Source organism: Maribacter sp. MS6, from assembly GCF_056839185.1.
The window spans coordinates 1,515,942-1,541,229 of the sequence record NZ_CM166389.1 but is presented as its reverse complement, the minus strand read 5'-3'; the positions used below and the strand labels follow the sequence as shown (position 1 = coordinate 1,541,229).

The 25,288-nt window shown below is 39.2% G+C and carries 26 protein-coding genes; 17 read left to right on the top strand and 9 right to left on the bottom strand.

Features of this window, described 5'->3' with window-relative positions; genetic code table 11:
• From MS6x_RS06920 to MS6x_RS06910, 3 genes are read right to left on the bottom strand one after another with little or no spacing between them, the layout of a single operon-like run.
• Complete coding sequence (locus MS6x_RS06920) at nt 1–717, bottom strand: LytR/AlgR family response regulator transcription factor (RefSeq protein ID WP_482606338.1); 717 nt, start codon at nt 715–717, stop codon at nt 1–3.
• On the bottom strand, nt 714–1,220 hold the full coding sequence (locus tag MS6x_RS06915) for a sensor histidine kinase (protein ID WP_482606336.1): 507 nt from the start codon (nt 1,218–1,220) through the stop codon (nt 714–716). Before MS6x_RS06915 ends, MS6x_RS06920 begins: the two co-directional genes overlap by 4 nt.
• A 20-nt stretch (nt 1,221–1,240) precedes the next feature.
• Nucleotides 1,241–1,843: a LytS family sensor histidine kinase gene (locus MS6x_RS06910; protein WP_482606335.1), complete on the bottom strand. Its 603-nt coding sequence runs from the start codon at nt 1,841–1,843 to the stop codon at nt 1,241–1,243.
• 364 nt (nt 1,844–2,207) lie between these two features.
• On the opposite strand from MS6x_RS06910, the gene MS6x_RS06905 reads away from it, so the two are divergent.
• Nucleotides 2,208–3,299: a carbohydrate-binding family 9-like protein gene (locus MS6x_RS06905; RefSeq protein WP_482606333.1), complete on the top strand. Its 1,092-nt coding sequence runs from the start codon at nt 2,208–2,210 to the stop codon at nt 3,297–3,299.
• Nucleotides 3,300–3,508: 209 nt separating this feature from the next.
• Here the strand turns inward: MS6x_RS06905 and MS6x_RS06900 are convergent, their stop codons facing one another.
• From MS6x_RS06900 to hutH, 4 genes are all read right to left on the bottom strand, one after another.
• The gene (locus MS6x_RS06900; RefSeq protein ID WP_482606331.1) at nt 3,509–3,697 is read right to left on the bottom strand and encodes a hypothetical protein; all 189 of its coding nucleotides are present in this window, start codon (nt 3,695–3,697) and stop codon (nt 3,509–3,511) included.
• Between the two features lie 17 nt (nt 3,698–3,714).
• Nucleotides 3,715–5,718, bottom strand: coding sequence for a urocanate hydratase (locus MS6x_RS06895; protein WP_482606329.1), 2,004 nt, complete (start codon nt 5,716–5,718; stop codon nt 3,715–3,717).
• A 101-nt stretch (nt 5,719–5,819) separates the two neighbouring features.
• On the bottom strand, nt 5,820–7,067 hold the full coding sequence (gene hutI / locus MS6x_RS06890) for an imidazolonepropionase (RefSeq protein ID WP_482606328.1): 1,248 nt from the start codon (nt 7,065–7,067) through the stop codon (nt 5,820–5,822).
• Nucleotides 7,068–7,144: 77 nt separating this feature from the next.
• Nucleotides 7,145–8,725, bottom strand: a complete 1,581-nt coding sequence (gene hutH, locus MS6x_RS06885; protein WP_482606327.1) for a histidine ammonia-lyase — start codon at nt 8,723–8,725, stop codon at nt 7,145–7,147.
• Nucleotides 8,726–8,804: 79 nt separating this feature from the next.
• On the opposite strand from hutH, the gene MS6x_RS06880 reads away from it, so the two are divergent.
• Nucleotides 8,805–9,719: a LysR family transcriptional regulator gene (locus MS6x_RS06880; protein WP_482606326.1), complete on the top strand. Its 915-nt coding sequence runs from the start codon at nt 8,805–8,807 to the stop codon at nt 9,717–9,719.
• Nucleotides 9,716–10,270 carry a nitroreductase family protein gene (locus MS6x_RS06875; RefSeq protein ID WP_482606324.1) on the top strand — a complete coding sequence of 185 codons (555 nt, stop codon included), beginning with the start codon at nt 9,716–9,718 and terminating at the stop codon, nt 10,268–10,270. Before MS6x_RS06880 ends, MS6x_RS06875 begins: the two co-directional genes overlap by 4 nt.
• On the opposite strand, the gene MS6x_RS06870 is transcribed toward MS6x_RS06875, so the two are convergent.
• The gene (locus MS6x_RS06870; protein WP_482606323.1) at nt 10,267–10,782 is read right to left on the bottom strand and encodes a DUF456 domain-containing protein; all 516 of its coding nucleotides are present in this window, start codon (nt 10,780–10,782) and stop codon (nt 10,267–10,269) included. The two genes, MS6x_RS06875 and MS6x_RS06870, sit on opposite strands and share 4 nt — an antisense overlap.
• Nucleotides 10,783–10,959: 177 nt before the next feature.
• Here MS6x_RS06870 and MS6x_RS06865 point away from each other — a divergent pair, with 177 nt between their 5' ends.
• The 14 genes from MS6x_RS06865 (at nt 10,960) to MS6x_RS06800 (ending at nt 23,717) form a co-directional block, all read left to right on the top strand.
• Nucleotides 10,960–11,325, top strand: coding sequence for a BlaI/MecI/CopY family transcriptional regulator (locus MS6x_RS06865; protein ID WP_482606321.1), 366 nt, complete (start codon nt 10,960–10,962; stop codon nt 11,323–11,325).
• Nucleotides 11,322–13,802, top strand: a complete 2,481-nt coding sequence (locus tag MS6x_RS06860; protein WP_482606320.1) for an energy transducer TonB — start codon at nt 11,322–11,324, stop codon at nt 13,800–13,802. Before MS6x_RS06865 ends, MS6x_RS06860 begins: the two co-directional genes overlap by 4 nt.
• Complete coding sequence (locus tag MS6x_RS06855; RefSeq protein WP_482606318.1) at nt 13,799–14,947, top strand: tetratricopeptide repeat protein; 1,149 nt, start codon at nt 13,799–13,801, stop codon at nt 14,945–14,947. The genes MS6x_RS06860 and MS6x_RS06855 overlap by 4 nt, the downstream gene beginning before the upstream one ends.
• Before the next feature lie 32 nt (nt 14,948–14,979).
• On the top strand, nt 14,980–15,456 hold the full coding sequence (locus MS6x_RS06850; protein ID WP_482606316.1) for a hypothetical protein: 477 nt from the start codon (nt 14,980–14,982) through the stop codon (nt 15,454–15,456).
• Nucleotides 15,457–15,462: 6 nt separating this feature from the next.
• The gene (ruvC, locus tag MS6x_RS06845; RefSeq protein ID WP_482606314.1) at nt 15,463–16,041 is read left to right on the top strand and encodes a crossover junction endodeoxyribonuclease RuvC; all 579 of its coding nucleotides are present in this window, start codon (nt 15,463–15,465) and stop codon (nt 16,039–16,041) included.
• A gap of 47 nt (nt 16,042–16,088) precedes the next feature.
• The gene (gene hemW / locus MS6x_RS06840; protein WP_482606312.1) at nt 16,089–17,261 is read left to right on the top strand and encodes a radical SAM family heme chaperone HemW; all 1,173 of its coding nucleotides are present in this window, start codon (nt 16,089–16,091) and stop codon (nt 17,259–17,261) included.
• Nucleotides 17,262–17,282: 21 nt separating this feature from the next.
• Nucleotides 17,283–18,032 (top strand): cyclase family protein, encoded by a 750-nt coding sequence (locus MS6x_RS06835; RefSeq protein WP_482606311.1) that lies wholly within the window; start codon nt 17,283–17,285, stop codon nt 18,030–18,032.
• A gap of 28 nt (nt 18,033–18,060) precedes the next feature.
• Nucleotides 18,061–18,684 carry a DUF4230 domain-containing protein gene (locus MS6x_RS06830; protein WP_482606310.1) on the top strand — a complete coding sequence of 208 codons (624 nt, stop codon included), beginning with the start codon at nt 18,061–18,063 and terminating at the stop codon, nt 18,682–18,684.
• A 75-nt stretch (nt 18,685–18,759) separates the two neighbouring features.
• Entirely contained in the window at nt 18,760–19,176 is a 417-nt protein-coding gene (locus MS6x_RS06825; RefSeq protein WP_482606308.1) for a hypothetical protein, read from the top strand.
• A 231-nt stretch (nt 19,177–19,407) separates the two neighbouring features.
• Entirely contained in the window at nt 19,408–19,800 is a 393-nt protein-coding gene (locus MS6x_RS06820; protein ID WP_482606307.1) for a Dabb family protein, read from the top strand.
• A 5-nt stretch (nt 19,801–19,805) separates the two neighbouring features.
• A complete protein-coding gene (locus MS6x_RS06815) occupies nt 19,806–20,372 on the top strand; it encodes a GNAT family N-acetyltransferase (RefSeq protein WP_482606305.1) in 567 nt (188 codons plus the stop codon).
• Nucleotides 20,353–20,709: an MmcQ/YjbR family DNA-binding protein gene (locus tag MS6x_RS06810; protein ID WP_482606304.1), complete on the top strand. Its 357-nt coding sequence runs from the start codon at nt 20,353–20,355 to the stop codon at nt 20,707–20,709. The genes MS6x_RS06815 and MS6x_RS06810 overlap by 20 nt, the downstream gene beginning before the upstream one ends.
• Before the next feature lie 49 nt (nt 20,710–20,758).
• On the top strand, nt 20,759–22,531 hold the full coding sequence (locus MS6x_RS06805; RefSeq protein ID WP_482606302.1) for a MutS-related protein: 1,773 nt from the start codon (nt 20,759–20,761) through the stop codon (nt 22,529–22,531).
• A 184-nt stretch (nt 22,532–22,715) separates the two neighbouring features.
• A complete protein-coding gene (locus tag MS6x_RS06800; protein ID WP_482606300.1) occupies nt 22,716–23,717 on the top strand; it encodes a metal-dependent hydrolase in 1,002 nt (333 codons plus the stop codon).
• A gap of 414 nt (nt 23,718–24,131) precedes the next feature.
• On the opposite strand, the gene MS6x_RS06795 is transcribed toward MS6x_RS06800, so the two are convergent.
• Complete coding sequence (locus MS6x_RS06795; RefSeq protein WP_482606299.1) at nt 24,132–25,235, bottom strand: DUF4407 domain-containing protein; 1,104 nt, start codon at nt 25,233–25,235, stop codon at nt 24,132–24,134.
• Between the last annotated feature and the right edge of the window lie 53 nt (nt 25,236–25,288).

The following is a 25,288-nucleotide window of genomic DNA, read 5'->3' as shown; positions in this document are numbered from 1 at the left end:
TTATGAATTGAAATTGGGTAATATTCTACTTTTTGCATCGTTCAGGTAGCTTCTGCCGATGGTATACCTTAGGCCACCTATTTCGACGCTATTTCCTTCTACAACACTTACTTTATCAATGGCTATAGTGTAGGATCTATGTATTCTTAAAAAGAGATCTGATGGTAAATCGTCCGTAAAGCTGCTTAGGGTACTATGGATGATATATTTTGACGTAGGTGTGATGATACGAATGTAGTCCTTGAGACTTTCAACTACCATAATCTCATCTAAGAATATTTTTTGGAGTTTCTTTTTATCTACCTTGACAAAAATACTGGGTTTCTCTTTCACTGTAGTGCCAGAGACTTTTAGTGCACCTTGTTTTAGGCTAATGATTCTATCCACCGATTTTAGAAATCTAGGGAGCGATATAGGTTTTACCAAATAATCAATCGCTTCCAACTCAAAACTTTTTAATGCATGTTCTTCATGGGCGGTGGTCATGATAACAAAGGGTTTCTTTTGTAGGGTGCCCAAAAACTCCAGACCGTCCAACATTGGCATATTAATATCCAAAAACATAATATCTACTTCGGTATCCCTTAAGAAAGAGGAAGCGTCAACTGCATTTGAAAAGGTTTCTACGAGTTGTAGCTGCTTAACTTTAGAAATATAGTTTTTTAATACATTGATGGCTAAGGGTTCATCATCTATAACTATCACTTTTAATATCATATCACTTTAAGTTTCAATAGTACATTAAACATATTGTCCTCTTCAAAAATAGTAAGTTCATAATCAGTAGGCTTATAACCTAGTTCCAAACGTTTTTTTACATTGGATAAACCTATGCCTCCCGCTCTAGTTTGCAAATCTCTTGTTGTATTTGCATTGGGAATGGTGTTCGCTATCTTAAATATCATAAAACCATCGGAAACTTCAAGGTCTATGGCAATATACATTTTACCAATATTTTTACTCGCCCCATGTTTAAAACAGTTTTCTACCAAAGGTATTAGGAGCATTGGTGCAATTTTACATTTGTTGAGATTTCCCGATATATTCATGTCAATTTTTAAAGAATCATCGAATCGTATTCGCTCCAGATCTATATAGTTCTGAATACATTCTATTTCTTTGGTAAGCTCCTGTTTTCGTTTTTTTGTTGCATAGAGGAGGTAGCGCATAAGGTCGGAAAGTTTTAAAATGACCTCCGGAGCCTTGTCCGACTTTTCCAAGGTTAGGGAATAAATGTTGTTTAGTGTGTTAAAAAAAAATGGGGAGACACTTGTGACCGTAAAAATCGTAGTTCGGTTTGTAGTTGTCGTCGCTCCAAATCATGCAATTTGCTACTTTCCTTTAACCAATCAATGGTCAATTTAATAGCCGTAAAAAAGGAGATGACATAAACTTCCCCGATCATGGTCTGCACGGCGTAGCCAAAGGTAAGGGTATTGGTTTCTATGGGGCCTTCTGGCCATACATCTGTGCTAACTAGATAGTAGGTAAGGTTATATTTTACCAATAACATTACAAAAATGGCCAGTATGATGCTTAAGGTGTACAAGAGATATTTTTTGGTGTACACCAGTTTTGGCATTAGGTAGTAAACGTTGAAATAGGCTAAAGTCATATGTATGGGAAAACCAATCAAGTTGGTTTTTAACGAATAGACAAAATCGTCGTGAATGCTAGTCCATCGCAATGTATTGAATAGAAAATACACGCCCCAAAAAACAATATGATGCCAGTACTTTACACCATAGTTGGAGGAAGACCCGGTCTTTCCTAAAAATTCCCCTACCTTATTGTTCAACTGCATAAAACGATTCTTACTTCGATTAAATGAAACGTCTGGCATTGCTGCTACGTTATTGGTCTAATTTTATTTTTAACCAATCAAAAAACAATAAAATTTCCAGACTTAAGAAATAAAATCTGGTAGTTTGTCACTAACCAAATTATAAGAGACTAAAATACTTAAAAACAATAGAATAAAATTTATATGATTAGGAAGATGTTATTTTGATCCGTCAGAGTGCAAATTAGAACTTTGGTTTATTTTTAAGTTTTTAAAAACAGGGAGTTCAACTAGGAGTATGGTCTATTTAAACAGGGAAACACTTTGCGTGGGGTGGTTCATAGTAATGTTGGCATAGCCAAAAATAGCTTACCTGATGGAGAGGAAAAAATTAGCAAGAAGCAAAATTTATACGCCAATAATTATGAGTAATACGGCACTAAAGAATAAGAAAACTTTATCATTGATCCTTTTTGTTTTTTACATGGGATGTGCTTGGCTAGTGGCGCAGAACATACCAAAAACGTATGTTGCGTATTACACGGCGGAAACAATAACTGTGGATGGTGAAATGACCGAGCCAGCTTGGCATAAAGCAAAGTGGTCTCAACTGTTCATAGATATTGAAGGTCAAAAAACGCCGAAATTTGAGACCCGGATAAAAATGATATGGGATATGGATAATCTCTATATCTACGCGGATTTAAAAGATCCCCATGTTTGGGGAACTTTAAAACAGAAGGATACAGTAATCTTTTATAATAACGATTTAGAGGTGTTCATTGACCCTGATGGTGATACCCATGATTATTATGAATTAGAGATTAATGCCCTTAATACGATTTGGGATCTGTATTTATCCAAGCCATATCGCAATGGTGCCCATGTGCTGAATAATTGGGACATTAAGGGGTTGCGTTCTGCCGTACAAATAAACGGCACACTTAACGATCCAACCGATGTAGATAAGGGTTGGAACCTAGAGATTGCCATTCCTTGGTCTTTTGCCAAAGGCCCAGTTGGATTGGCTACGGTACCTAAAAATGAATTCTGGCGGATGAATTTCTCCAGGGTAAACTGGGATTTTGATTTGGTAGACAATCGGTATTCTCGAAAAAAAGATGACCAAGGCAGTTATCTTCCCGAGTATAATTGGGTGTGGTCGCCACAAGGTGTTATCAATATGCACGAACCGGAACATTGGGGGTATGTTTATTTCTCTACAGATGAAACAGGTGGGGATAACACGTTTACAGTTCCCCATGACGAGTATATCAAATGGTATTTATATCAACTCTATCGAGATTTTCGAGATGAAAACAAACGAAAGGTCATCTGGGAAAAGGATAGACTTACATTGACTACAAAATCGAAATCGATTTTAGGAAAATCGGTTTCGCCTATATTAGAAACGAATAGTTTTGGCTTCCATATTTGGACACTGAGTCCGTTTACCGGCAATAAACTAGTGATACATCCCGATGGAAAATTTGAAAGTTTAGCGCAAAAGAAATAAAATTATAGAGGTTAGTAGCTAAATAGTCATATTTTAAAGAGGTTATCTAATTGACAATCAAAATATTAAAGTTTGTATTAATGTAAGTTCGAGCGTAGTCAAGAACCATTGATTACTAAAATTGGGCTTCGACTGCGATCAGTCTGACATTTTTACTATTAATTCAGTTTCAAATAGGTAACTAACTATTGAACTTTATAAAGTTTTTGTTATTGGATGTTTTTTAAAATCAAAACTAATCCAATGAGAATAAGACCAAAAGTTAATCCCCAAGAATTTACATTATCAACTCGATAAGATATACTGGGATTATCTTTAGGTTCTTTTCTAAGATTCCAAAATAAATATCCAATTCCTAAGATTAAAAATAAAATTCCTGCAACTATTTCGTAATTCATTTTGCCCTATTTGCTTTTTACTGGAACAAACAATCTAACAATGCATCGTCCACTAATTTTGGTACCGTAACTTTAAGATTTGGCGTACGTTTCATTTCTCTCTCAATAGCAAAAATGGCCTCTTTGTTTCGTGCCCAACTTCTTCTGGATATACCGTTGTTGACATCATAAAAAAGCATGTTTTTCAATTTTTTGCTCGCTTCTTGTGAGCCGTCTAACAACATACCAAATCCCCCGTTGATCACTTCGCCCCAGCCAACACCACCGCCGTTATGGATAGAGACCCAGGTAGCGCCTCTAAAACTATCGCCAATAACGTTATGTATAGCCATGTCCGCGGTGAATTTACTACCATCATAAATATTGCTCGTTTCCCTGAAAGGTGAATCCGTACCGCTTACGTCATGGTGGTCGCGCCCTAAAATAACAGGGGCTGAAAGTTCACCCGAAGCAATCGCTTGGTTAAAACCTTCCGCAATTTTTGCACGGCCTTCCGCATCTGCATATAAGATTCGTGCTTTGGAGCCTACGACCAGCTTATTTTGTTCCGCTTCTTGTATCCATTTGATATTATCCTGCATTTGTTGCTGAATTTCCTTTGGTGCTGTTGCTTTGATAGCTCGCATCACCTTTAAGGCAATTGCATCTGTTTTTTGAAGGTCTTTCGGGTTTCCGGAGGAACATACCCAACGAAATGGGCCGAATCCGTAATCGAAGCACATAGGCCCAAGAATATCCTGGATGTAACTAGGATATTTGAAATCGATATTATTTTCTGCCATAACGTCCGCTCCAGCGCGGGAGGCCTCCAAAAGAAAGGCATTGCCATAATCAAAGAAATAGGTTCCTTTTGCTGTATGGGCGTTGATACTGGCTGCATGTCTGCGCAAGGTATCCTGAACTTTGTTTTTAAACTCTTTGGGATTTGCGCTCATCATTTCGTTAGATTCTTCAAAGGTCAATTCTACCGGGTAGTATCCACCTGCCCAAGGATTGTGCAGGGAGGTCTGGTCGGACCCAAGATGAACAAAGATGTTTTCCGTATCAAAACGTTCCCAGACCGCTACCACGTTTCCAATAAATGCCAACGAAACAACTTCTTTGTCTTGAATCGCTTTTTTAGTGCGGCGAATGAGCGTATCCATATCGGAAATAAGTTCATCTACCCAACCTTGTTCGTGTCTTTTTGTCGCAGCGGTAGGATTTACTTCTGCGCATATGGTTATGCATCCGGCAATGTTGCCCGCCTTTGGTTGTGCTCCGCTCATACCTCCTAGACCAGCAGTGAGGAAGATTTTGCCGGCCGGACTTTCATCTGGCTTCAGTACTTTTCTAAATGCGTTCATTACCGTAATGGCCGTGCCATGAACGATTCCTTGTGGGCCAATATACATATAGGAGCCGGCAGTCATTTGTCCGTATTGGGTAACACCGAGCGCATTGAATTTTTCCCAATCGTCAGGTTTGGAATAGTTCGGAATCATCATACCGTTCGTAACTACTACCCTAGGTGCTTCTTTGGAAGAGGGAAATAGTCCCATAGGGTGACCTGAGTAGATATGTAGCGTCTGTTCCTCCGTCATCATAGCCAAGTACTGCATGGTAATTAGATATTGTGCCCAATTTTGGAATACGGCGCCGTTTCCGCCGTAGGTAATAAGTTCTTGTGGATGTTGTGCCACTGCCGGATCTAAATTATTCTGAATCATCAGCATTAGGCCGGCTGCTTGGGGAGTGTTTGCAGGATAGTCATGAATTGGCCGGGCATACATTTTGTAATCCGGTGTAAAACGATACATGTAAACCCTACCGAAATCGGTTAATTCCGTCGCAAATTCCTTGGAGAGTTCGGAATGCCAATCTTTTGGAAAATAGCGTAACGCATTTCTAATAGCTAGTTTTTTTTCTTCTAGGGATAGTATGTCCTTTCGCTTTGGCGCATGGCTCACATCTTGCGAACGTTCTTTTTTTAAAGGTAGTTCTAACGGTATTCCTTGCAGTATTTGAGATTTAAAATTCATGTTTAAAGAGTAATAGGTGATTAATGCATAGTAATGAATAACAACATCAGTCCAATTTTCATTGACACTTTTAGACTCCCCCTTTGGGGGTAGGGCGGCTTTTATTTATGCTTGTCAAATACATTGACCCCGCGTTTAAAAATTACACATGGCTTTAAATTTCCTTGGTTGTAAAGGATTTCTTGATAGTTTGCTGTGTGGAAAAGGCTGAAATCGGCCAACATACCTTTCGCTAATGTTCCTCTATCCGATAGTTGTAATGCAGCAGCAGCCCTAAAAGTAATTCCAGCTAAAACTTCTGCATTCGAGAGCTTTTCAAAGGTGCCAAGAATAGCGGCTTGTGTCAGTAAATCGCCCATGGGTGCCGAACCGGGATTATGATCGCTTGCAATGGCCAAGGCAGTACCGGCATCGAGTAATTTTCGGGCAGGGGTAAAGGCACAACCTAAGCCGATAGAAGCTCCGGGTAAGGCAGTAGCGATGACATCGCTTTTGGCCAATAGGTCTATTTCTTTATCGGTACTTGCCTCCAGATGGTCGGCACTTACCGCATTAAATTCTACAGCAACCTTGCTGCCACTGGTAGAGAATTGATCCGCGTGTACGGTAATATCAAAACCCATGGCTGCCGCTTTTTTAAAATAGGGTGCAATCTGTATGGCCGAGAAAGCACTTTCCTCTATGAACGCATCGATACGGTTTGTAAGGTTTTCGGATTTTAATTTTGGAAAAAGTAACGTGCTTATTTCCTCTAAATACGCTTCGGCAGTTCCTGAATAATCTTTTGGGAGCATATGCGCTGCAAGACAGGTTGCGATGAGGTCCGCCACAGTGTTTACATTAGCCTCTTTGATGGCGTATAGCATTTTAAGTTCTTCTTTTACGGAGAGACCATAACCACTTTTTACTTCAATCGTTGTAACCCCGTTTTTCAAGTGTCGGTTTGCCCGTTTAATTGTGCCTTTAATGAGTTCGGCCTTGCTCGCTTTCCGGGTTTGGGTTACGGTATCCCAAATACCACCGCCGGCTTTGGCAATTTCCAAATAGGTTTTTCCGGCATTTCGCATAGCGTAATCAGTGGCACGTGACCCACCAAAACAAATATGCGTATGGGCATCTACAAAACCCGGTATGCAGGTGTGGTCTCCTTGCAGTTCTTGAATTTCGATATTGTCAAATTTTGATCTAAGGTCTTGGAAATCGCCAATTTCTTGGATGTGTTCCCCTTCAATGATCATTCCAGCATCTTCTAAAATACGTAGTTGCGCATCGACTAGTGCGCCCTTTAGCGGTAGTCCGGTCATGGGAATGAGTTGTTTAAAAGGGCCGATAAGTTTTAAATTTTTCATTTGCTTATTTTATTATTGAAGGAAACGTACACTGTGTTGAGGCGACTATTTTTAACTCTTGACAACAGCTTATACCATCAATACACATCAAATTCCTCGGAGAACTTCGTTTTTAAGGATATCCGTTCTTTTTCGCTGATGCGTTCGATGAGTTTTATAATTGTTTTGTTCTTTATCATTTTAATTCCTAGTTCAATATCATCGGCAAAAATCCGATCCTTGTCTGCAAAGGATACTTTTTTTCTGATTTCCTTGTGAATCTCCTCAAGAAAGAGACCTGATTTCATAGGTTTTCTAAATTCAAAGGCTTGGGCTGCCGTTAATAATTCAATGGCCAGTATTTTTTCTACATTACCAATAACCTGCAATGCTTTACGGCCCCCAATAGAACCCATGCTAACATGGTCTTCTTGACCAAGGGAGGTAGGAATGCTATCTGCACTGGACGGAAAGCAGAGACCTTTGTTCTCACTCGCTAGGGCAGCTGTTGTATATTGTAGGATCATATAGCCGGAGTTAATGCCTGTGTCTTTCATCAATAATTTGGGTACCCCCGGACTGTTGCCTTCCAAGGCTAAGTAAATACGCCTGTCCGATATGTTTCCGATTTCCGAGGCTGCCAGGCATGCGTAATCCAAAGCCATGGCCAACGGTTGTCCATGAAAGTTCCCTCCACTTATGGTGAGCTCCTCATCGATGATTACTGGATTGTCCGTTACGGAGTTTAATTCCACTTCTAATAGCTCTTTTAAATGAAGCCAAGCGTTTCTAGATGCACCATGCACCTGCGGAATACAGCGAAGGGAATAGGGGTCTTGTACCCGTTCACAGTCAATATGATCTTCCAAAATTTCAGAGCCTTTAAGTAAGCGTTTTACCCTTTTTGCTACGTGGATATTTCCTTTGAATGGTCGTAGTGCATGTAGTTCCTTATAAAAAGGTTTGACCGAACCCTGAAGTCCCTCGATCATCATCGCGCCAATAATATCTGCTTGAGATAATAAGGAGTGTAATTTTTCGACAACTTTTACGGCATGCGCTGCTATGAATTGCGTTCCGTTTATGAGAGCCAAACCTTCCTTAGGGCCAAGGTTTAGGGAAGAAAGTCCGGTACGTTCAAAAAGTTCGGCCGTAGTCATTGTTTCGTTATTGTATACCACTTTTCCTAAACCTATCAATGGAAGAAACAAGTGGGACAAAGGAGCTAAATCTCCGGATGCTCCTACCGAACCCTGCGATGGAACTACGGGGATGGCATCGTTTTCTATATGCCAAATGATTCGGTCTAAGGTGGTTTCCCCTATTCCGGAATAGCCTTTGGCTAAGGCGTGTGCTTTTAATATCAGCATCAATTTAGCTATAGTTTTGGATATTGGTTTACCAACACCTACACTATGACTTTGTAGAATATTTGTCTGCAGTACACTGGTTTCGGATTTTGATATTTTGGTCGTACAAAGCGGTCCAAACCCCGTATTGATTCCGTAAACCGGTTCTCCTTTGTCCACAATACGTTTTACGATTTGACAACTCTGAATTACTTTGTCTCGAGTAGCTTTTGATAATACAATTGTGGTGCTACCCTTTGCTATTTGTAAGGTATTACTTGCAGTAAGCCAATCTTCTCCCAGTTTAAAAGTTTTTGACGCACTTTCCATTTGAAATTATTTTAGGTTTTTAAATTTAATACTTATGTTTGATACTTGCCAATACCATTTTACTACAGTATCGATAACTATGAGTACTCAAATAGAATTACGTCATCTTACTTATTTTTTAGCAGTGGCCGAAGAGCTCCATTTTAGAAAGGCGGCGGAAAAGCTATTTATTTCGCAGCCAGGACTAAGTAGGCAAATTAAACAGTTGGAAGAATTGTTACAGGCAAAGCTTTTTCTGAGAAATAATAAAAAAGTAGAGCTAACCCCGGCGGGTCATTATTTAAAAACTAGGGCCACAGATATATTTAGATTATTAAAGGATACAAAACGGGAGTTGCAATTAATCGGTGATGGGGATACTGGCGAGATACGCATCGGTTTTTTGGGTTCCGCTATGCAAAATGTAATTCCAGAATTATTGGTTGCTGTTAAGGGCAAGTATCCAAAAATAAAAACTTCATTGGAAGAGCGTTCCAATTCGGAACAGGTAGCTGCGGTTTTGAAGAATGAATTGGATATAGGATTCGTTCGCTTAGATCGCGTTCCTGCCGATTTACATATGCAAACGGTATTTGAAGATACCTTTTCGTTGGTATTGCCAGAAAGCTATCCAATGTTAACAAGGGAGTACAACGGAATGGCCCGTTTTGCGGAAGATGATTTTATCTTGTTCAGTCAGGAATACAGCCCTTATTATTATGATACCATTTTGAGCATTTGTGCCGATGCTGGTTTTAAACCAAAAGTATCGCATAAATCGGTTCACGCACACACCATTTTTAAGTTGGTAGAAAATAAACTGGGTATTGCTATTGTTCCTACCGCACTACAGGCCGGCTTTCAAATGCGGGTAAAGTTTATTGAGTTGAAGGATGTGAAGCAACGCGCCCTACTATCAGTAATCTGGAAAAAGGAAAACGCTAATCCTGTGTTAAAAAATTGTATGGATTTACTTTTAGCAAGATCTTCAAACAAAAAAGATAGTGCATTATGATTTATGATATAATAAAAAACCGTCGTTCTGTTTTTCCCGCGCAATATATGGATAAACCAATAGCCAAAGCCGACATTGAAAAAATCTTGGAATCGGCCAATTGGGCACCAAATCACAGAAAGACGGAGCCATGGCGATTTAAAGTGATACAAGGCGAAAAGTTAGAAGAGTTGGGTCAGTTTTTATCCAATACCTATATCGATATTACCCCAAATCCTAAGCAAATAAAAGCTAAAAAGTTAATCGAGAACCCTAAAAAGGCAGGAGCTATTATTGCTATTTGTATGCAACGCGATCCCATGGAATCTGTTCCCGAATGGGAGGAGATAGCTGCTACCGCCATGTCGGTACAAAATATGTGGCTTTCTTGCACAGAAATGGGCATTGGCTGTTATTGGAGTTCTCCTGCACTTATTGATTTTATGGATGATTTTCTACCTATGAACGAAGGGGAGAAATGTCTTGGGTTCTTTTACATGGGTTATTATGAGGGAGAACTTCCCGGGCAAACCAGAAAGCCTATAGCCGACAAAACGGTTTGGATGGATTAATCGAAATACGGAAAAAGGGCACCTTTGAACTCCCAGGCTTTGGTAATAAACAGGCCTAGATATACAATAGCCACCATAAACTTTAAAAAGGTACCGGTCAAAAAACCTAGAAATGATCCAAAAGCAGCCTTTGTAGCTGTTTTTTTATCCGCCTTATTTAGTAATTCCCCTACGAGCGCACCCACAAAGGGCCAAATAATAATACCTAAAGGCCCTAGAATAGGAAAAAAAAGTGCCACCAACAATCCAATTGTGGTACCTATCATCCCAGCTTTGGTACCACCAAATTTTTTGGTGCCCATGGCAGGTATGATATAATCCATGGCAAATACCACAAGCGCTATGGTTAAGGTGATGCTCAATACCCACCAATTATCAGGTACCGCTTTGGTAAGATATAAGAGCAAAAGTCCTATCCAGCTGATGGGAGGTCCCGGTAAAACTGGCAAAAAACTACCTAAAATACCAAAGAGCATTAAAATAAAGCCTAAAATCAATAATGCAATGTCCATAAAAGGTCTTTTCTGTGAGACTAAGATAATGCTATTTTGTTACAAGATCTTAGCTTTAAAACCTGACAGGTCTGTCGTCATAGTTGTAATCGATTGCTTTAGTTTTTAACTAAAAAGTTAGTTTTAACTAAATATTTAGTTATATTTGTTTTAAGAATAAACTAAACTATTAGTTGAATGAAGCAATTAACGAAAGCAGAAGAAGAAGTAATGCAGGTACTTTGGCAATTGGAAAAATGCAATGTTGCTGCGGTTATTGATGAACTTCCTGAACCTAAACCAGCTTACAATACGGTATCTACCATCGTTCGAATTTTGGAGGACAAAGGTTTTGTGAGTCATGAGAAAATGGGTAGGGGATATTTGTATTTTCCGCTGGTACAGAAGTCGGATTACAGCAATGAGAGCATTAATAAATTGGTAGATGGCTACTTTCAAGGTTCGTTTAAAAGCATGGTGTCCTTCTTCATGAAAAAGAACGATATGAGCCTTACAGAACTAGAATCCATTTTAAAGGAAATCGATAAAAAAGGAACGCCATGATACAGTATATCCTAGAATGCATCGCCTTTCAGTTAGCTTTTTTGGTCATTTATGACTTCTTTCTAAAAAAAGAAACATTTTTCCAATGGAACCGAGTGTACTTGATTGGAACGTATGTGTTGTCCCTGGTTTTGCCTTGGATAAAAATCGAGGCTTTGAAAACATCGGTACCGGAAGCGTATTATGTGTATCCCGAATTTCTCTGGAATATGAACCGTGTAGGGGTCACCGCTACGGGACAAGCAAGTACGGCTTTCCAACTTTCATGGCAAGAAGGGATAATGTTTGGTGGCATGGTGTTGGCGGCCTTCTATTTTGGGTATAAATTAATTCAATTGTATACTTTGAGCAGGAATGGTAGCGTGGAACGTTTCCCGAATTTCACCCGTATTGTCATTACCAATAGTGAGTTGGCATTTTCTTTTTTCAGGTCGATATTCTTAGGCGATAAAATTCTGGAAAGAGAGCACGGCAGCATCATCAAACACGAATTGGTGCACATAGAACAACGCCATACGTTAGACCTTCTATTTTTTGAACTCATGCGCATTGTTGGCTGGTTCAATCCGCTGGTGTATGTCTATCAAAATAGAATAGCGGAACTGCACGAATTTATTGCAGATGCACAGGTACCCAAAGCAGAACGCAAGGCGCATTACGACCTATTGCTATCACAAATTTTTCAGACCCAACATATTTCATTTGTCAATCAATTTTATAAATCATCATTAATCAAAAAACGAATCGTCATGTTACAAAAATCAAAATCGAAGAACGTCTTTCAGTTAAAATATTTGTTGTTGGTTCCTTTGGTTTTTGGGATGTTGGCCTATACATCCTTAGAAACCTCAAAAGGTAACGATGTGTTGCAAGAGCAAACCACCGAAGACGCAGCTTTAATTGTCAATATTAATAAGGAAATTGATGATGAAGTTGCAAAAACAGGAAGTTTGAAAAAAGTCTTTTTTAAATGGAAGGATATGTATGACGACCCTAGTTTGAATGAGGGTATTTTGACAAAAGAAATGTACTTCAAGCAAGAGATTATAACTGAAAGACTCTATAACATGTATGCAGATAGTCTAAAAAAAGCAAAAGCGCCATTTTTTGACAACCCTAAAGGTAGAACCAAAAGATTACCTTCTACTGCCAAGTATGAGAGCTATGTTCAACACAAGATAGCATTTCAAATATTGGATGAGAACTTACGGTATTCCCTTCAAAATAGGTTTGAAAATGGTGGCACCAGTATAAAATTATTGGATTTGCATAGGGATTTCTCAAATGACCTTTTGGTTTTTGAGGTTAGAACTATTAAAGATCTAACAGGTGATGAAGTACGCACTTTTAATAATAGAATTTCTGAAATCTTCGAAACCAAAACATCAGATTTTAAGGGGCTTATACTAACGGATGGCACATATTCGTTTGAAGTATTCGATTTGGATTTAGGAGAAAGTGAGGTAGTAGAAAATAAAATCGAGAAAAATTCCGATCCTATTGCTTTTGAAAAAGTAGAGAACGTACCTGTATTTCCTGGCTGTGAAAACGATGCCGATAAGCGAGGATGCTTTTACGAAAATGTACGTAACCATATTCGTAAACATTTCAATTATCCAAAAGAAGCTCATGAAAAAGGGATACAAGGTCGGGTAAATGCTATGTTTATTATAGACAAAACGGGTGCAATAACCAACCTAAAAATGAGAGGTCCGGATTCTTTGTTGATTAACGAAGCGGAACGTATTATTTCTCGTTTACCTCAAATGCAACCCGGAGAACATAAAGGGAAAAAGGCGCAGGTAGTATTTTCTATTCCCATTTCTTTTAAATTAAAGGCAAATAAACTAGAGCAAGCAAAAAACGACAAACCCAGTTATGCTCCTTTCTCCACCGTAGATGAAGTCCCCATATTTCCAGGATGCGAGAACGCTGAGGATAAACGGGCTTGCTTTAATCTGAACATACAAAAGCATATTGCTAAGAATTTTAAATATCCGCAAGAGGCTCAGGATAAAGGAATTCAAGGGCGAGTTAATACCCTTTTTATTATTGGCGGAGATGGCATGGTTAAAAATTTAAAAATGCGCGGACCAGATGTACTATTAGAAAACGAAACCAAGCGAATTATAGATTTACTGCCAAAAATGCAGTCAGGAATACAAAATGGTGAAAAGATAGATGTTGCTTATTCTATACCCATTACTTTTAAGTTAGGGGATGAATTTAATGATAAATCCAGTATTCCAAATGAGGATAATCGATACAGCGGTAAGGGTCTAAAAATGATGTTCAATCAGAAAGAAGAACCAATATTTTTGTTGGACGGCATCGAAACGGAGACAAGCGTTATGGAAACAATTGATCCAGACACTATAGAATCTGTAAATGTCCTTAAAGGTAAAATAGCCAAAGAGAAGTACGGAGAAAAAGGAAAAAATGGTGTTGTGGAAATCACCTTAAAAAAGAAAGATTGATAAGAGGTTTTACCATAGTTTTTCTGTTTTTTACTGTAGTAGGCAAAAGTCAATCGGGTACCGCAACGGAAGCAGATAGCCTATACGCCACGGGTAACTATACCAAGGCAATAAACGCGTATGCAAGCCTTGGAACGGTACCTGCGGGATTACAGATTGCACGCGCTTACAGCGCCATTGGGAATTATGACAAGGCCCTTGACCAGTATAAAGCTGTCTTGGAGCTAGATTCCCGGCAGCAACTCGCTCAATTTGAGCTAGGCAAACTGCTATTAAAGCAAAAGCAATTTGATGAGGCACGTAAAAACTTTCAACACTTGGTTTCTGTTGCCGGCGATAATCCCGAATATCATTACTATTTGGGCGAGGCGCATCGCAATTTGGACCAGCCCAGCAGTAGCTTGGTTTCCTATAAAAATGCAATAGAAAAGGATAGCACGCACCTTAGAAGTCTGTTTCAGTTGGGTAAATATTTTACTATCAAAGGAGAAAAGAACCAGGCACTTGATTATATAGACCAAGGCCTACATTTCTACGACAACGATGTGGCCTTGGTGAATTTAAAAGCCCTGGTCTATTATAACGACGCTCGGTTTTTAGATGCCATCTCATGGTTAGAAAAAGTATTGGAATTGGGAGAGCAGAAAGAATATGTGTATGAAAAACTAGCCTATAGTTATTATAAGGAATGGGAGTTTGAAAAGGCCAAAGCCGCTTACACCGAATTATTAAAATTTAATGAGACCAATTCGGATTATTATTATGCCTTGGCAGAAACCTATCGGAAGAACAAACAAGTGGACTCCGCCGAACTATTCGTAAAAAAGGGAATGGAAATTCAAAGGCCTGTGTTGGCAAAAGGTTATATGGCATTGTCCGGATTGGCTCGTGAAAAAGACGATTTACAATTAGCGCTGGAGTATTTACAATTAGCGGTAGCCGAAGACCCGAACGATGGGATGCTTTACTATAGACTATGTGCCTTAACAGACCGATATTTTAAAGACCCAAAGATAAAGTTGAAGCATTATGAGCGGTACTTAGATCGGTTTGGTACTAAAGTGCACTATTTCTCAGAGACTGCTAAAAAAAGGATTTCAGAACTCAAGGAACAAATACATTATGCCAAGGAGCGTACTGATTAAAAATTCGTAATTTTCGCTTTAGATTTAGCATAATGAGGCGTTTTTTGATTGTTTTAGTTTCTTTTAGCCTGTGTTCCTGTAATTTCTTTGAATCGAAGGAAAAAAGAACGCAGGAACTAGTCGATTCCGAACTTCGGGAAATAGATTGGAACGCCATAGACACCTATCCCCTTTTTTTAGATTGTGATGAAACCGCTTCAAAAGAAATACAGCGCCAATGTTTTGAGCAAAAGTTAACAGCGCACTTTCAGGAAACCCTTAATGAGTTTGAATTTATTGTAGATTCGGATGATAACCCTACTATAGCCGTTATCTTTGTGATAGATACGGAAGGGGAAATAGAAATATTGGAGATAGAAAAAGACCGGTTTATTCTAAAACAAATGCCAGAATTTGACGGTATTGTAACACAGAGTTTAAAAACTGTTCCAGAGATTGCCCCGGCGCTGAAAAGGGGTATTCCGGTAAGTACCAAGTTTAGAATCCCAATTCAATTAAACACCAAGTAGTAAAAATTGGCAAACGAAAAAATAATACTGGGCATAGATCCTGGCACTACGATTATGGGTTTTGGCCTCATAAAGGTGGTGGGTAAGAAGATGGAATTCATTCAGATGAACGAATTGCTTCTCCAAAAATATAGCGACCCCTACACCAAGTTAAAACTCATTTTTGAACGCACCATTGAACTCATAGACACCTATCATCCGGATGAAATTGCGATTGAGGCGCCTTTTTTTGGTAAAAACGTTCAGTCGATGCTCAAGTTGGGTCGCGCTCAAGGCGTTGCCATGGCAGCCGGGCTCTCACGTGAAATTCCTATAACAGAGTACTTGCCCAAAAAAATAAAGATGGCCATTACAGGAAACGGAAATGCCAGTAAGGAGCAGGTCGCTAAAATGCTGCAAAGTCTTTTGGGACTAAAAACCTTACCCAAAAACCTAGATAGCACAGACGGACTAGCAGCTGCTGTTTGCCACTTTTACAACGAGGGGCGTATTGAGGTGGGGAAGAGCTATTCTGGATGGGGTGCCTTTGTAAAACAGAACAGCCCCCAGCCCCCAAAGGGGGAGTTAAAAACTCATTACAAGTGAATTTAAGAAAGCCTAAGAAATAATTTGTTTTGCAAAACCCAAGAAGTTTGTACGAAAAAGAAGAGGTTCCCCCTTTGGGGGCGGAGGGGGCTGGTATATACATCCACATCCCTTTTTGCAAACAAGCATGTCATTATTGCGATTTTCACTTTTCTACTACTATGGGAAAGAAAGAGGCGATGGTATCGGCCTTATGCCAAGAATTAGAACTACGAAGGCAGGAGTTTGGTGAAACCGTAGTGGAAACCATCTATTTTGGTGGAGGAACACCCTCGGTTTTGAATACAGGGGAACTGGAGCGACTGATATCCACTGTTTACGATAATTATGATGTCGTACCTGATCCAGAAATCACCTTAGAGGCCAATCCTGACGATCTTACAAATGAGAAGATTTTACAATTAGCCAATAGTCCGATAAATAGATTAAGTATAGGTATACAATCGTTTTTTGAGGAAGATCTGAAACTGATGAACCGAGCGCATTCTGCAAAAGAAGCATGGGAATCATTGTCCCTGGCGACTCGCCATTTTGACAATATTTCTATCGATCTCATTTATGGTATGCCCAATATGGGCGAGGAACGATGGAAGGCCAACATAGAAAAAGCCTTGTCCTTTAACATACCCCATATTTCTAGCTATGCCCTTACTGTAGAACCAAAAACGGCCTTAGCCAATTTTGTAAAAAAAGGGTTGGTAAAACCTGCCGCTGATGAGGAAGCACAAGCACATTTTCATATTCTAAACGATACGCTCACGGCGGCGGGATATTCATGTTACGAGATTTCCAATTTTGGGAAGCCCGGTTATTTTTCAAAGAACAATTCGGCCTATTGGCAACAGAAAAAATACATTGGTATTGGTCCGTCTGCACATTCCTTTGATGGCCAAAGGCGTGGCTGGAATATTAACAATAATCCAAAATACATCAAATCGATCGGTCAAGGTATTTTACCCATGGAAACGGAAGTCCTCTCCACAACAGATAGGTACAATGAATACATTATGACAGGAATTCGCACTATTTGGGGTGTTTCGCTCAATAGTGTCGCTACTGAATTCGGGAAGAAATACAAGGAATATTTACTATTGCAGGCGAATAAATTTATAGAAGAGCATTTATTGTATTTGGATGGTGACGTATTGTTGGCTACTAAAAAAGGTAAGTTTTTAGCCGATGGCATAGCCGCCGACCTGTTCATGATAAAAATGAAGTAAATTTGAAGTATACAGATAGTTATGCGAACCATTATTCTACACAACAAAAAAGAATACCAAATAAATTTAGCGAAACCACTGGATATCTCCATGCCGCTCCACGGCAATGCAACCAACGTAAACGCGTGGTATGTAGATCACCCAAAGATAATTCCGCATAAAAATGGCGATTTTGTAGGTAGTGTAGCACAAGGCGCCAGTACCAATTTTAATGATATCTGGTTCAATCCGCATGCACATGGGACCCATACGGAATGTGTGGGCCATATTACACAGGATTTTGTTTCGATCAACCAAAAGTTAAACCAATTTTTCTTTTTGTCAGAGTTGGTTACCATTGCCCCGGGAAAAAGGGGTGATGATTTTATTATTACCAAAAAGCAGTTACAGAATGCACTGGGCCACATTAGACCAGAAGCACTAATTATACGCACCTTACCCAATACCAATTCAAAAATGGCTAGGCAGTATGGGCATACTAATCCACCATATTTGATGGAAGATGCAGCTGAGTTACTGGTAGAAATAGGAGTGGACCATTTGCTTATCGACTTACCATCCGTTGATAAGGAAAAAGACAACGGGGCACTTTTGGCGCACAAGGCATTTTGGAATGTGAGCGACACTATTCGTTACAGTGCAACGATAACCGAGTTTATTTATGTGCCCAATTCCGTTGCCGATGGCAGCTATTTCTTAAACTTGCAAGTAGCACCTTTTGAAAATGATGCGAGTCCTAGCAGGCCAGTTCTTTATAAAATAAAACCCTAATAATTTACTTTCTCACTAACTTTACAGCATGGATAGCATTTTTGAACTGTTTCTTGGCCTCATATTAGGTGCAATTATCATGTACTGGTTGTTTTCTTTTTTTAGGAAGAAAAAGAACAAGGAACTTACCAACCATCAATCTACCGTATTGCTGGAGAAAATTAAAAGCGTTTGTAAACTGATATCGGTCGAGGGTGATTTTGCCGAAATTTATAAATATGAAAACACCAAAGAGCGTTTTTTAAGCTTGGTAATTAGTAAGAAAAAGGCCTTGATAGTTATAAAGGCGAAAGCCCAAATAGGCTATGACCTGCAAAAAATATTGATGCATGCAGACGATGGAAAAAGGAAAATTATATTGACCAGTTTTCCACAACCAGAAGTATTGTCCATACAGCCAGAATTGGATTTTTACGATATTAAAAACGGCATGTTCAACACTTTTACGCCAAATGATCTTACTACATTAAACCAAGAGGCCAAAAAGCATATTTTAGAAAAAATTCCCGAAAGCGGTCTCATGGAAACTGCAAGAAACGAAGCCCTACAAACCGTTTTGCTCATTGAGCAAATCGTAGAGACCATTGGTTGGAAACTTGATTATACGGGGTTAAACATAACCGAAGAACAAAAGAAAAAAATAGAAAAATAGATCAAGTTTTAAGGATTTTAAACTGGTTATGAAGGTAAAACACTTCCTAAAGTGCTGCTATTGTTCGTATTAACAATGCCCTTTATCCTAGCTTGCGAAGATGACTGTGCTGAAATCGCTTGTTTTACGCCTCCCATGAATTTTGACTTGGAATTGGTAGATAAGGATTCCAACGAAAATTTTTTTGAGAATGAAAGCTTTAACGCCATCGATATTAGTGTCGTGAACGTAAATAATAACGTACCGATAGCTTTTGATTTTATTAATGAAAACAATCTAAACTTGATTCAAATTAGCGGAATTGGGTGGGAAACGGAACTCATAACCGCACTAATTTCGGTGGGTGAAACGCAAATTGCAAATTTGGTTGTAGATGCAGAACGAAAATCCGAAAATTGCTGCTCATTCACTGAATATAATGAAATCAGTATAGAGAACGCGGAATTTGAGTTGAATGGAGAAACGGCAATTTATACCATTTTTATAGATTGATATGGTCCGGCATTAGGAAGTTCACTTCCCTGTAGGATAACTGATTGTGCTAATCATAAGCGTATTGCGCAAATTGATAAAGTTGCTTGGTTTTAGCGAATACTACATAAAATATTTTACTTTCATATCTGGCGCAGTCGAGATACCTATCCGATACAAAAGCTGTTCTTCGAGAACAATATGACGATGTAAACTTTCTTAACTTCGCTGCCAAGCTAAAAAAATGAAACCATGAAAAAAGGGATAACTTTAGTATTTTTAATGATAGTAGCAATGGCTTTAGGCCAAACCAACGAAACCATGAATGAATTTGATTCCAATTTTGCACACACCGTATATTTCTGGCTAAAGAATCCGGATAGTCCGGCAGACAGAAAGGCTTTTGAAACCTCCTTACGTACTTTTTTGGACAATTCGGAGTACGCAAAAACCCAATTTATTGGCAAGCCGCCAAAAGCCAGTAGGGATGTGGTAGACGGTTCGTTTACCTATTCCTTGATCGTAACTTTTGAATCTGCCGAGGCGCAGCAATTGTACCAAGACGAACTACCGCACAAAAAATTTGTAGAAGAATCCAGCGGATTATGGAGCAAGGTTATTGTATATGACTCCACCAGTATCTAAAGCAAATGGTATCTTTTAGGGAGGCACATAAATCAGATTATAAGAACATAGCCCATTTACACGCCAAGAGCTGGCAAGAAAACTACAGAGGTGTTTTTAGTGACCATTTTTTGGATGTTGAGGTGCTACCAGAGCGACGGGCCGTCTGGAAAGAGCGGTGTTTGCGTCCCCAAGAAAATCAATATATAGTCATTTCGGAAGAAGATGGTATCTTGATGGGTTTTTGTTGTGCGTATATTGATGAAAGTAATCGGTATGGCAGCTATCTAGACAATCTTCATGTGAGTACCAAAGCCAATGGTAAAGGGCTGGGCACTATGTTGATGCAAAGCCTAGTTAGAGAAATTAGGTCCCGTTCAACCTTAGATGCCCTATATTTATGGGTGTTGGATAGTAATCATATTGCTATCAATTTCTATGATAAACTGAGTGGACAAGCACAAGCTCCAATAAAAGCGAACGATATCGGCGATAAGGAATTCTGGAAAATAAGATATGTTTGGGATAGTTTGCAAGAGCTAGAAAAATGCATCAATACCAAATTGGAAAACTATGAACATAGAAGAATTTAGGGACTATTGTATTGCCAAAAAGGGAATAACAGAGGAATTTCCTTTCGATGAAGTTACCTTGGTCTTTAAGGTTATGGGTAAAATGTTCGCGCTGTGTGGTCTGGAAAGAACACCCACTCAGGTAAATTTAAAATGTGACCCTGAAAGAGCGGTTCAACTTAGAGCGGACCATGAAGAGATAATAGAAGCATGGCACATGAGTAAGGTGCATTGGAACACTGTTTTTATAGAACGATTGGATCCTAAATTAACTACAGAGCTTATTGATCATTCCTATGATTTGGTGGTGTCTAAATTCACTAAAAAGTTGAAGGCGCAATTGGACGCACTCGCTTAAGTACCTTATCCATATCTTTACATTTTAATTGCAAAACCGTATCGTTAAAATGCAGGATACCGCTTCTTTTTATCAATCTCAAATACAAAAATATACCACCGAGCTTTTCAAGTTAAAAAAACAGTTGTTTGCCTCCAGTATGGTACGTTTATCAGTTTTTTTGCTGGCTATTCTTGGGGTATATCTGTTGTATGGCAACACCAAATTTGTAGCTGCTGTTGTGTTACTTGCTGTAGTTGCGTTTTTATACTTAGTGTCCAGGCATAGTGATCTGCAAAAAAAACGGGACAAGATAAAGGAGCTTATCCATATCAATAAAATAGAGCTACAAGTGCTCCAACGTAATTTCTATGATTTGCCGGAAGGAAATACCTATAAAGACTCTTTGCATTTTTACAGCCAGGATATAGACCTATTCGGTAAAGGTTCTTTTTATCAATATATCAACAGAACGGCCTTGCGGCAGGGTAGCGATGCTTTGGCGGCGATACTTACTGAAAACAGAATTGACGGCATAACCGAAAAACAGGAAGGTATTTCGGAACTTGCCAAATATGCTGAGTGGCGACAGGATTTTTCTGCTACCGCCGCCTTGGCGAAAACAGAGACCAGTACAAATACTATTGTTTCTTGGTTGAAAACATATACAGCGTTTGTGCCTAAAATTATGCGCTTTCTGCCTTGGGTTTTCGGGGGTGCTTCCATCGCTTTGATTATGGTATATTTTTTAGATTTTATTTCGGAATCCATTTTAATATATTGGCTCTTTTTTGGTCTGTTCATTTCCGGAGTTTTTGCCAAGAAAATAACCAAACTGGGTGCGTCTACCGGCAAGATTCAGTCCACGTTTCAGCAATACAATCAATTATTGACCTTGATTGAGGAAAAGGAGTTCTCATCAGAGTTATTAAGTGTAAAAAAAGAGCAAATAGTGAGTCAGGGAAGAAAAACATCCTTGGTATTAAAGGATTTTTCAAAATTGCTCTCCAAATTGGACCAGAACAATAATGTAGTCTATCTCATATTTGGAAACGGGCTTTTTCTTGCGAGTTTGGGCACCAGTCTAAAGATTGAAAAATGGATAGCCGAACATGGTGCATCTGTAGAAAAATGGTTCGATGTCATTGCTTTTTTTGACGCCCAGAACAGTTTAGGAAATTTTGTGTTTAACCATCCAACATATACCTTTCCAGCCATTGTAACCGAAGCTATAGCTATAAAAGCCGAAAAAGCTGGACATCCGCTATTGGATCCCAAAAAGAGCATATTGAATGATTTTGAGATAAAAAACGAGGAGTTTTTTATTATCACTGGCGCTAATATGGCAGGTAAGAGTACTTTTTTAAGAACGGTTTCCTTGCAGATTGTAATGGCCAATACGGGATTGCCCGTTTGTGCCAGTTCCGTAAACTATAATCCCATTAAACTAATCACCAGTATGCGTACCACGGATTCCCTTACAGACGATGAATCCTATTTTTTCTCTGAATTAAAACGCTTAAAGTTTATTGTAGACGAAATTCAGGAAGATCGTTATTTTATAGTTCTGGACGAAATCCTTAAAGGCACCAATAGTACGGATAAAGCCAAGGGGTCCCGTAAATTCGTGGAGCGTCTGGTGGCTTCACAGGCTACAGGAATTATTGCTACACACGACCTAAGCCTTTGTGAGGTGGCCAGCGAATTGCCAGCAGTAAAAAACCACTATTTTGATGCTGAGATTATTAATGACGAACTACACTTTGACTATAGATTTAAACAAGGAATTTGTCAGAATATGAACGCCTCCTTTTTATTGAAGAAGATGGGAATCGTGCAGTAGCAGGTAGTCGCTTGAGGGTAGAGGTTAATTTTTAGAAGGTAGCAAAAAGTTTACAGTTGCAGTTGGCAGATTATAATATGAAGTAAAAAGCGGATAGCGCACAGCGATGTGCACTATCGTTTGTTTTTAAACTTAAACTTTATTTTTTAATTCTCCGCTTATGGCGGACTAGGGAGCTTTGCTTATGGATTCATTAACACAGATAGTTTTAGGCGCGGCGGTAGGCGAGGTGGTCTTGGGGAAAAGAGTAGGCAATAAAGCCATGATTTATGGCGCCATTGCTGGCACTATTCCAGATTTAGATGTTGTCGCACGTTATTTTACCGATACTGTAACGGCTACAGAGTTACATCGTGGTATTAGTCATTCTATTTTCTTTGCAATACTTATGGCGCCTTTATTCGGTTGGTTGGTCTGGAAATTACACCGTAAAGACAACGTTACATGGAAAAATTGGTCATGGTTATTCTTTTGGGGACTTTTTACACATCCCATTTTGGACGCTTTTACCACCTGGGGAACACAGTTGTTTTGGCCTTTTGATCTGCGGTTGGCATTTCAGAATATATTCGTCATAGATCCCTTGTACACACTTCCTTTTTTATGCTTCTTGATTTTAGCTGCCTTTCAAAATCGAACTTCGGCCAAACGAAAACGTTACAATAGATTGGGATTGCTAATTAGCACATCCTATTTGGCGTTTACCTTGATTTTGAAAACTATTGCTTATCGTGCTTTTGTGATCAGTTTGGATGCCCAAGGCATAGTATATACGGATATCGCAATACGACCATCTCCTATGAATACTGTTTTATGGACTGCCAACGTAGACACCAAGGACGCTTATCTGATAGGGAATTATTCTTTTTTCGACACTAAGGAGATAAGTTTTCAATCGTATGCCAAAAACCACGCTTATTTAGGAGACTTAAAGGGGGAAGAAAAAATAAAACGACTTATAAAAATAGCTGAAGGTTGGTACATCATCAGTAAGAAAGAAGATCAGCTTTATTTTAACGATCTCCGCTTTGGATTAATGAGTCTAGACCCAAAGGAGACAAATTGGGCTTTTAGTTATTTGTTACAGAAGCAAAACGGAAATATAAGGGTAACGGAAAGCCCTAAATTTCGCGGAGATGCCAAGCGGCTATTGTCCATGCTTTGGGATAGGATGTGGGGAAACTAACCTACCATTTTTTTTGGTGCCTGCACGTTAAAGCACAAAGATTAGAGATGCCCTCGTTCGTCTACACTTGTTTGCACTTCACCTATTCTTGATTCTAACTTCATCGAACACCGCGCTCTGTTCTTGCTTAAAGAGGCTACTTTTGGGGTATAACTAAATAAAAGACGATGGTCACGAAACTCAAACAAACAAAAAAACACTTAGGATATTTGCAAACAAACGATTCCAATAAAGTATATCAGATTTGCGACGTGAGTATTACGTCAAAAGAAATAATATTAAGCACGCTTACGCCAATAGCACCATAAATGTAGGTAGTGTAAGAGTTGTAGAATAGTTCCCCCCACATCTATTATAAAGGCCGGTATTCGAATCGGCTTTTTTCATTTCCAACTGACCCAATAGACTAATATGCTATTTCAATCCCTTCACTTGAATGTCATGGAAGGTGTCTGCCTGCAGTCGCAAGAGTTCGGCTGCTTTTTTCTTTTTGTAGCCATAGAGTTCTTCCGCTCCTTTTAAATCCTCATAGATGTTCTGGTTCATCTCGTCGTCCGTAGTTACGATAAGCGCACGTTGCGTCATTTTTTGAGCGACCCAAGAGGCTAAAATACTTTCTTCTTCCTCTAATTTAATGTCATATTCTCCTTTTGGAGCTAATAGTTTAGCGATAATGGGAGAGGTCTCGATGGCAAGGAATAGTAGGAAAATAAAGAAAGAAGGCATCCAAGGCAATGCGTCCAAAGCTGTTATACGTGCCATGAGTCCGTCAAATCCATCAATAATGGGTTGGGAGTTTGCCACTACACTGGTATATTCAGTATCCAAATCTGCAATTTGAAGTTCAATTGCACCTATTTTTTCAGCGTTGTTTATTTTTAAAGATTGTAGCTCCGCCAATGCCGCATCGTGTTTTTGACGTTTTTCTTCATAAACAGGGCCTTTTCCTAATAACTTAGTTCCCGCAGTACCTTCTGCTTCCGAAATATAGGTGTCATAAAGCGCATTGGTCTCGGCCTCCTTGGTCATGACTTCGGCTTTTAAGGCGCTAATGTTTTGCTTAAGTTCATCAACCTTTGGAGTGTATTGCAAGGCCAATTGTTCTTTATTCGCCAAGGTCATTGCGTTTTTCTGTTCCAGTAAGACTTGATTGATTTCTTTTTCAAAGATTTTCATTTCCAAAGGCTTGGAAATAACGATGGCAATAATAATCGCTAACACAATACGCGGTGCGGCCTGTAGAAGTTCATGCTTAAAGCTATCCCTTTTCTTTATGGTGGACACGATAAAACGGTCCAGATTAAAAATCAGTAATCCCCAAATAGCCCCAAAGAAAACGGCTATATATATAGTGTCAAAGACGGTAAACAGCGCGTAACTACTGGCAATAAACGCCATTACGGCTGTAAAAAATACTGTAGCGCCAATACCGGCATATTTGTTCTGTTCTCCTTTGGAGCAGGTTTCTAAAAGCTCGGAATCCGCTCCCGAACAAAGAATAAAAAAGCGTTGTAACATGATAATTCGTTTTTTGATTGATGATTGGCTTACCTGTTAGAACGCAGTTTCTA

Coding starts and splice junctions, on each gene's coding strand:
- MS6x_RS06920 (WP_482606338.1), bottom strand. CDS start 717: ATGATATTAAAAGTGATAGTTATAGATGATGAACCCTTAGCCATCAAT.
- MS6x_RS06910 (WP_482606335.1), bottom strand. CDS start 1,843: ATGCCAGACGTTTCATTTAATCGAAGTAAGAATCGTTTTATGCAGTTG.
- MS6x_RS06905 (WP_482606333.1), top strand. CDS start 2,208: ATGAGTAATACGGCACTAAAGAATAAGAAAACTTTATCATTGATCCTT.
- MS6x_RS06900 (WP_482606331.1), bottom strand. CDS start 3,697: ATGAATTACGAAATAGTTGCAGGAATTTTATTTTTAATCTTAGGAATT.
- MS6x_RS06895 (WP_482606329.1), bottom strand. CDS start 5,718: ATGAATTTTAAATCTCAAATACTGCAAGGAATACCGTTAGAACTACCT.
- hutI (WP_482606328.1), bottom strand. CDS start 7,067: ATGAAAAATTTAAAACTTATCGGCCCTTTTAAACAACTCATTCCCATG.
- hutH (WP_482606327.1), bottom strand. CDS start 8,725: ATGGAAAGTGCGTCAAAAACTTTTAAACTGGGAGAAGATTGGCTTACT.
- MS6x_RS06880 (WP_482606326.1), top strand. CDS start 8,805: ATGAGTACTCAAATAGAATTACGTCATCTTACTTATTTTTTAGCAGTG.
- MS6x_RS06875 (WP_482606324.1), top strand. CDS start 9,716: ATGATTTATGATATAATAAAAAACCGTCGTTCTGTTTTTCCCGCGCAA.
- MS6x_RS06870 (WP_482606323.1), bottom strand. CDS start 10,782: ATGGACATTGCATTATTGATTTTAGGCTTTATTTTAATGCTCTTTGGT.
- MS6x_RS06865 (WP_482606321.1), top strand. CDS start 10,960: ATGAAGCAATTAACGAAAGCAGAAGAAGAAGTAATGCAGGTACTTTGG.
- MS6x_RS06860 (WP_482606320.1), top strand. CDS start 11,322: ATGATACAGTATATCCTAGAATGCATCGCCTTTCAGTTAGCTTTTTTG.
- MS6x_RS06850 (WP_482606316.1), top strand. CDS start 14,980: ATGAGGCGTTTTTTGATTGTTTTAGTTTCTTTTAGCCTGTGTTCCTGT.
- MS6x_RS06835 (WP_482606311.1), top strand. CDS start 17,283: ATGCGAACCATTATTCTACACAACAAAAAAGAATACCAAATAAATTTA.
- MS6x_RS06830 (WP_482606310.1), top strand. CDS start 18,061: ATGGATAGCATTTTTGAACTGTTTCTTGGCCTCATATTAGGTGCAATT.
- MS6x_RS06825 (WP_482606308.1), top strand. CDS start 18,760: ATGCCCTTTATCCTAGCTTGCGAAGATGACTGTGCTGAAATCGCTTGT.
- MS6x_RS06820 (WP_482606307.1), top strand. CDS start 19,408: ATGAAAAAAGGGATAACTTTAGTATTTTTAATGATAGTAGCAATGGCT.
- MS6x_RS06815 (WP_482606305.1), top strand. CDS start 19,806: ATGGTATCTTTTAGGGAGGCACATAAATCAGATTATAAGAACATAGCC.
- MS6x_RS06810 (WP_482606304.1), top strand. CDS start 20,353: ATGAACATAGAAGAATTTAGGGACTATTGTATTGCCAAAAAGGGAATA.
- MS6x_RS06805 (WP_482606302.1), top strand. CDS start 20,759: ATGCAGGATACCGCTTCTTTTTATCAATCTCAAATACAAAAATATACC.
- MS6x_RS06800 (WP_482606300.1), top strand. CDS start 22,716: ATGGATTCATTAACACAGATAGTTTTAGGCGCGGCGGTAGGCGAGGTG.
- MS6x_RS06795 (WP_482606299.1), bottom strand. CDS start 25,235: ATGTTACAACGCTTTTTTATTCTTTGTTCGGGAGCGGATTCCGAGCTT.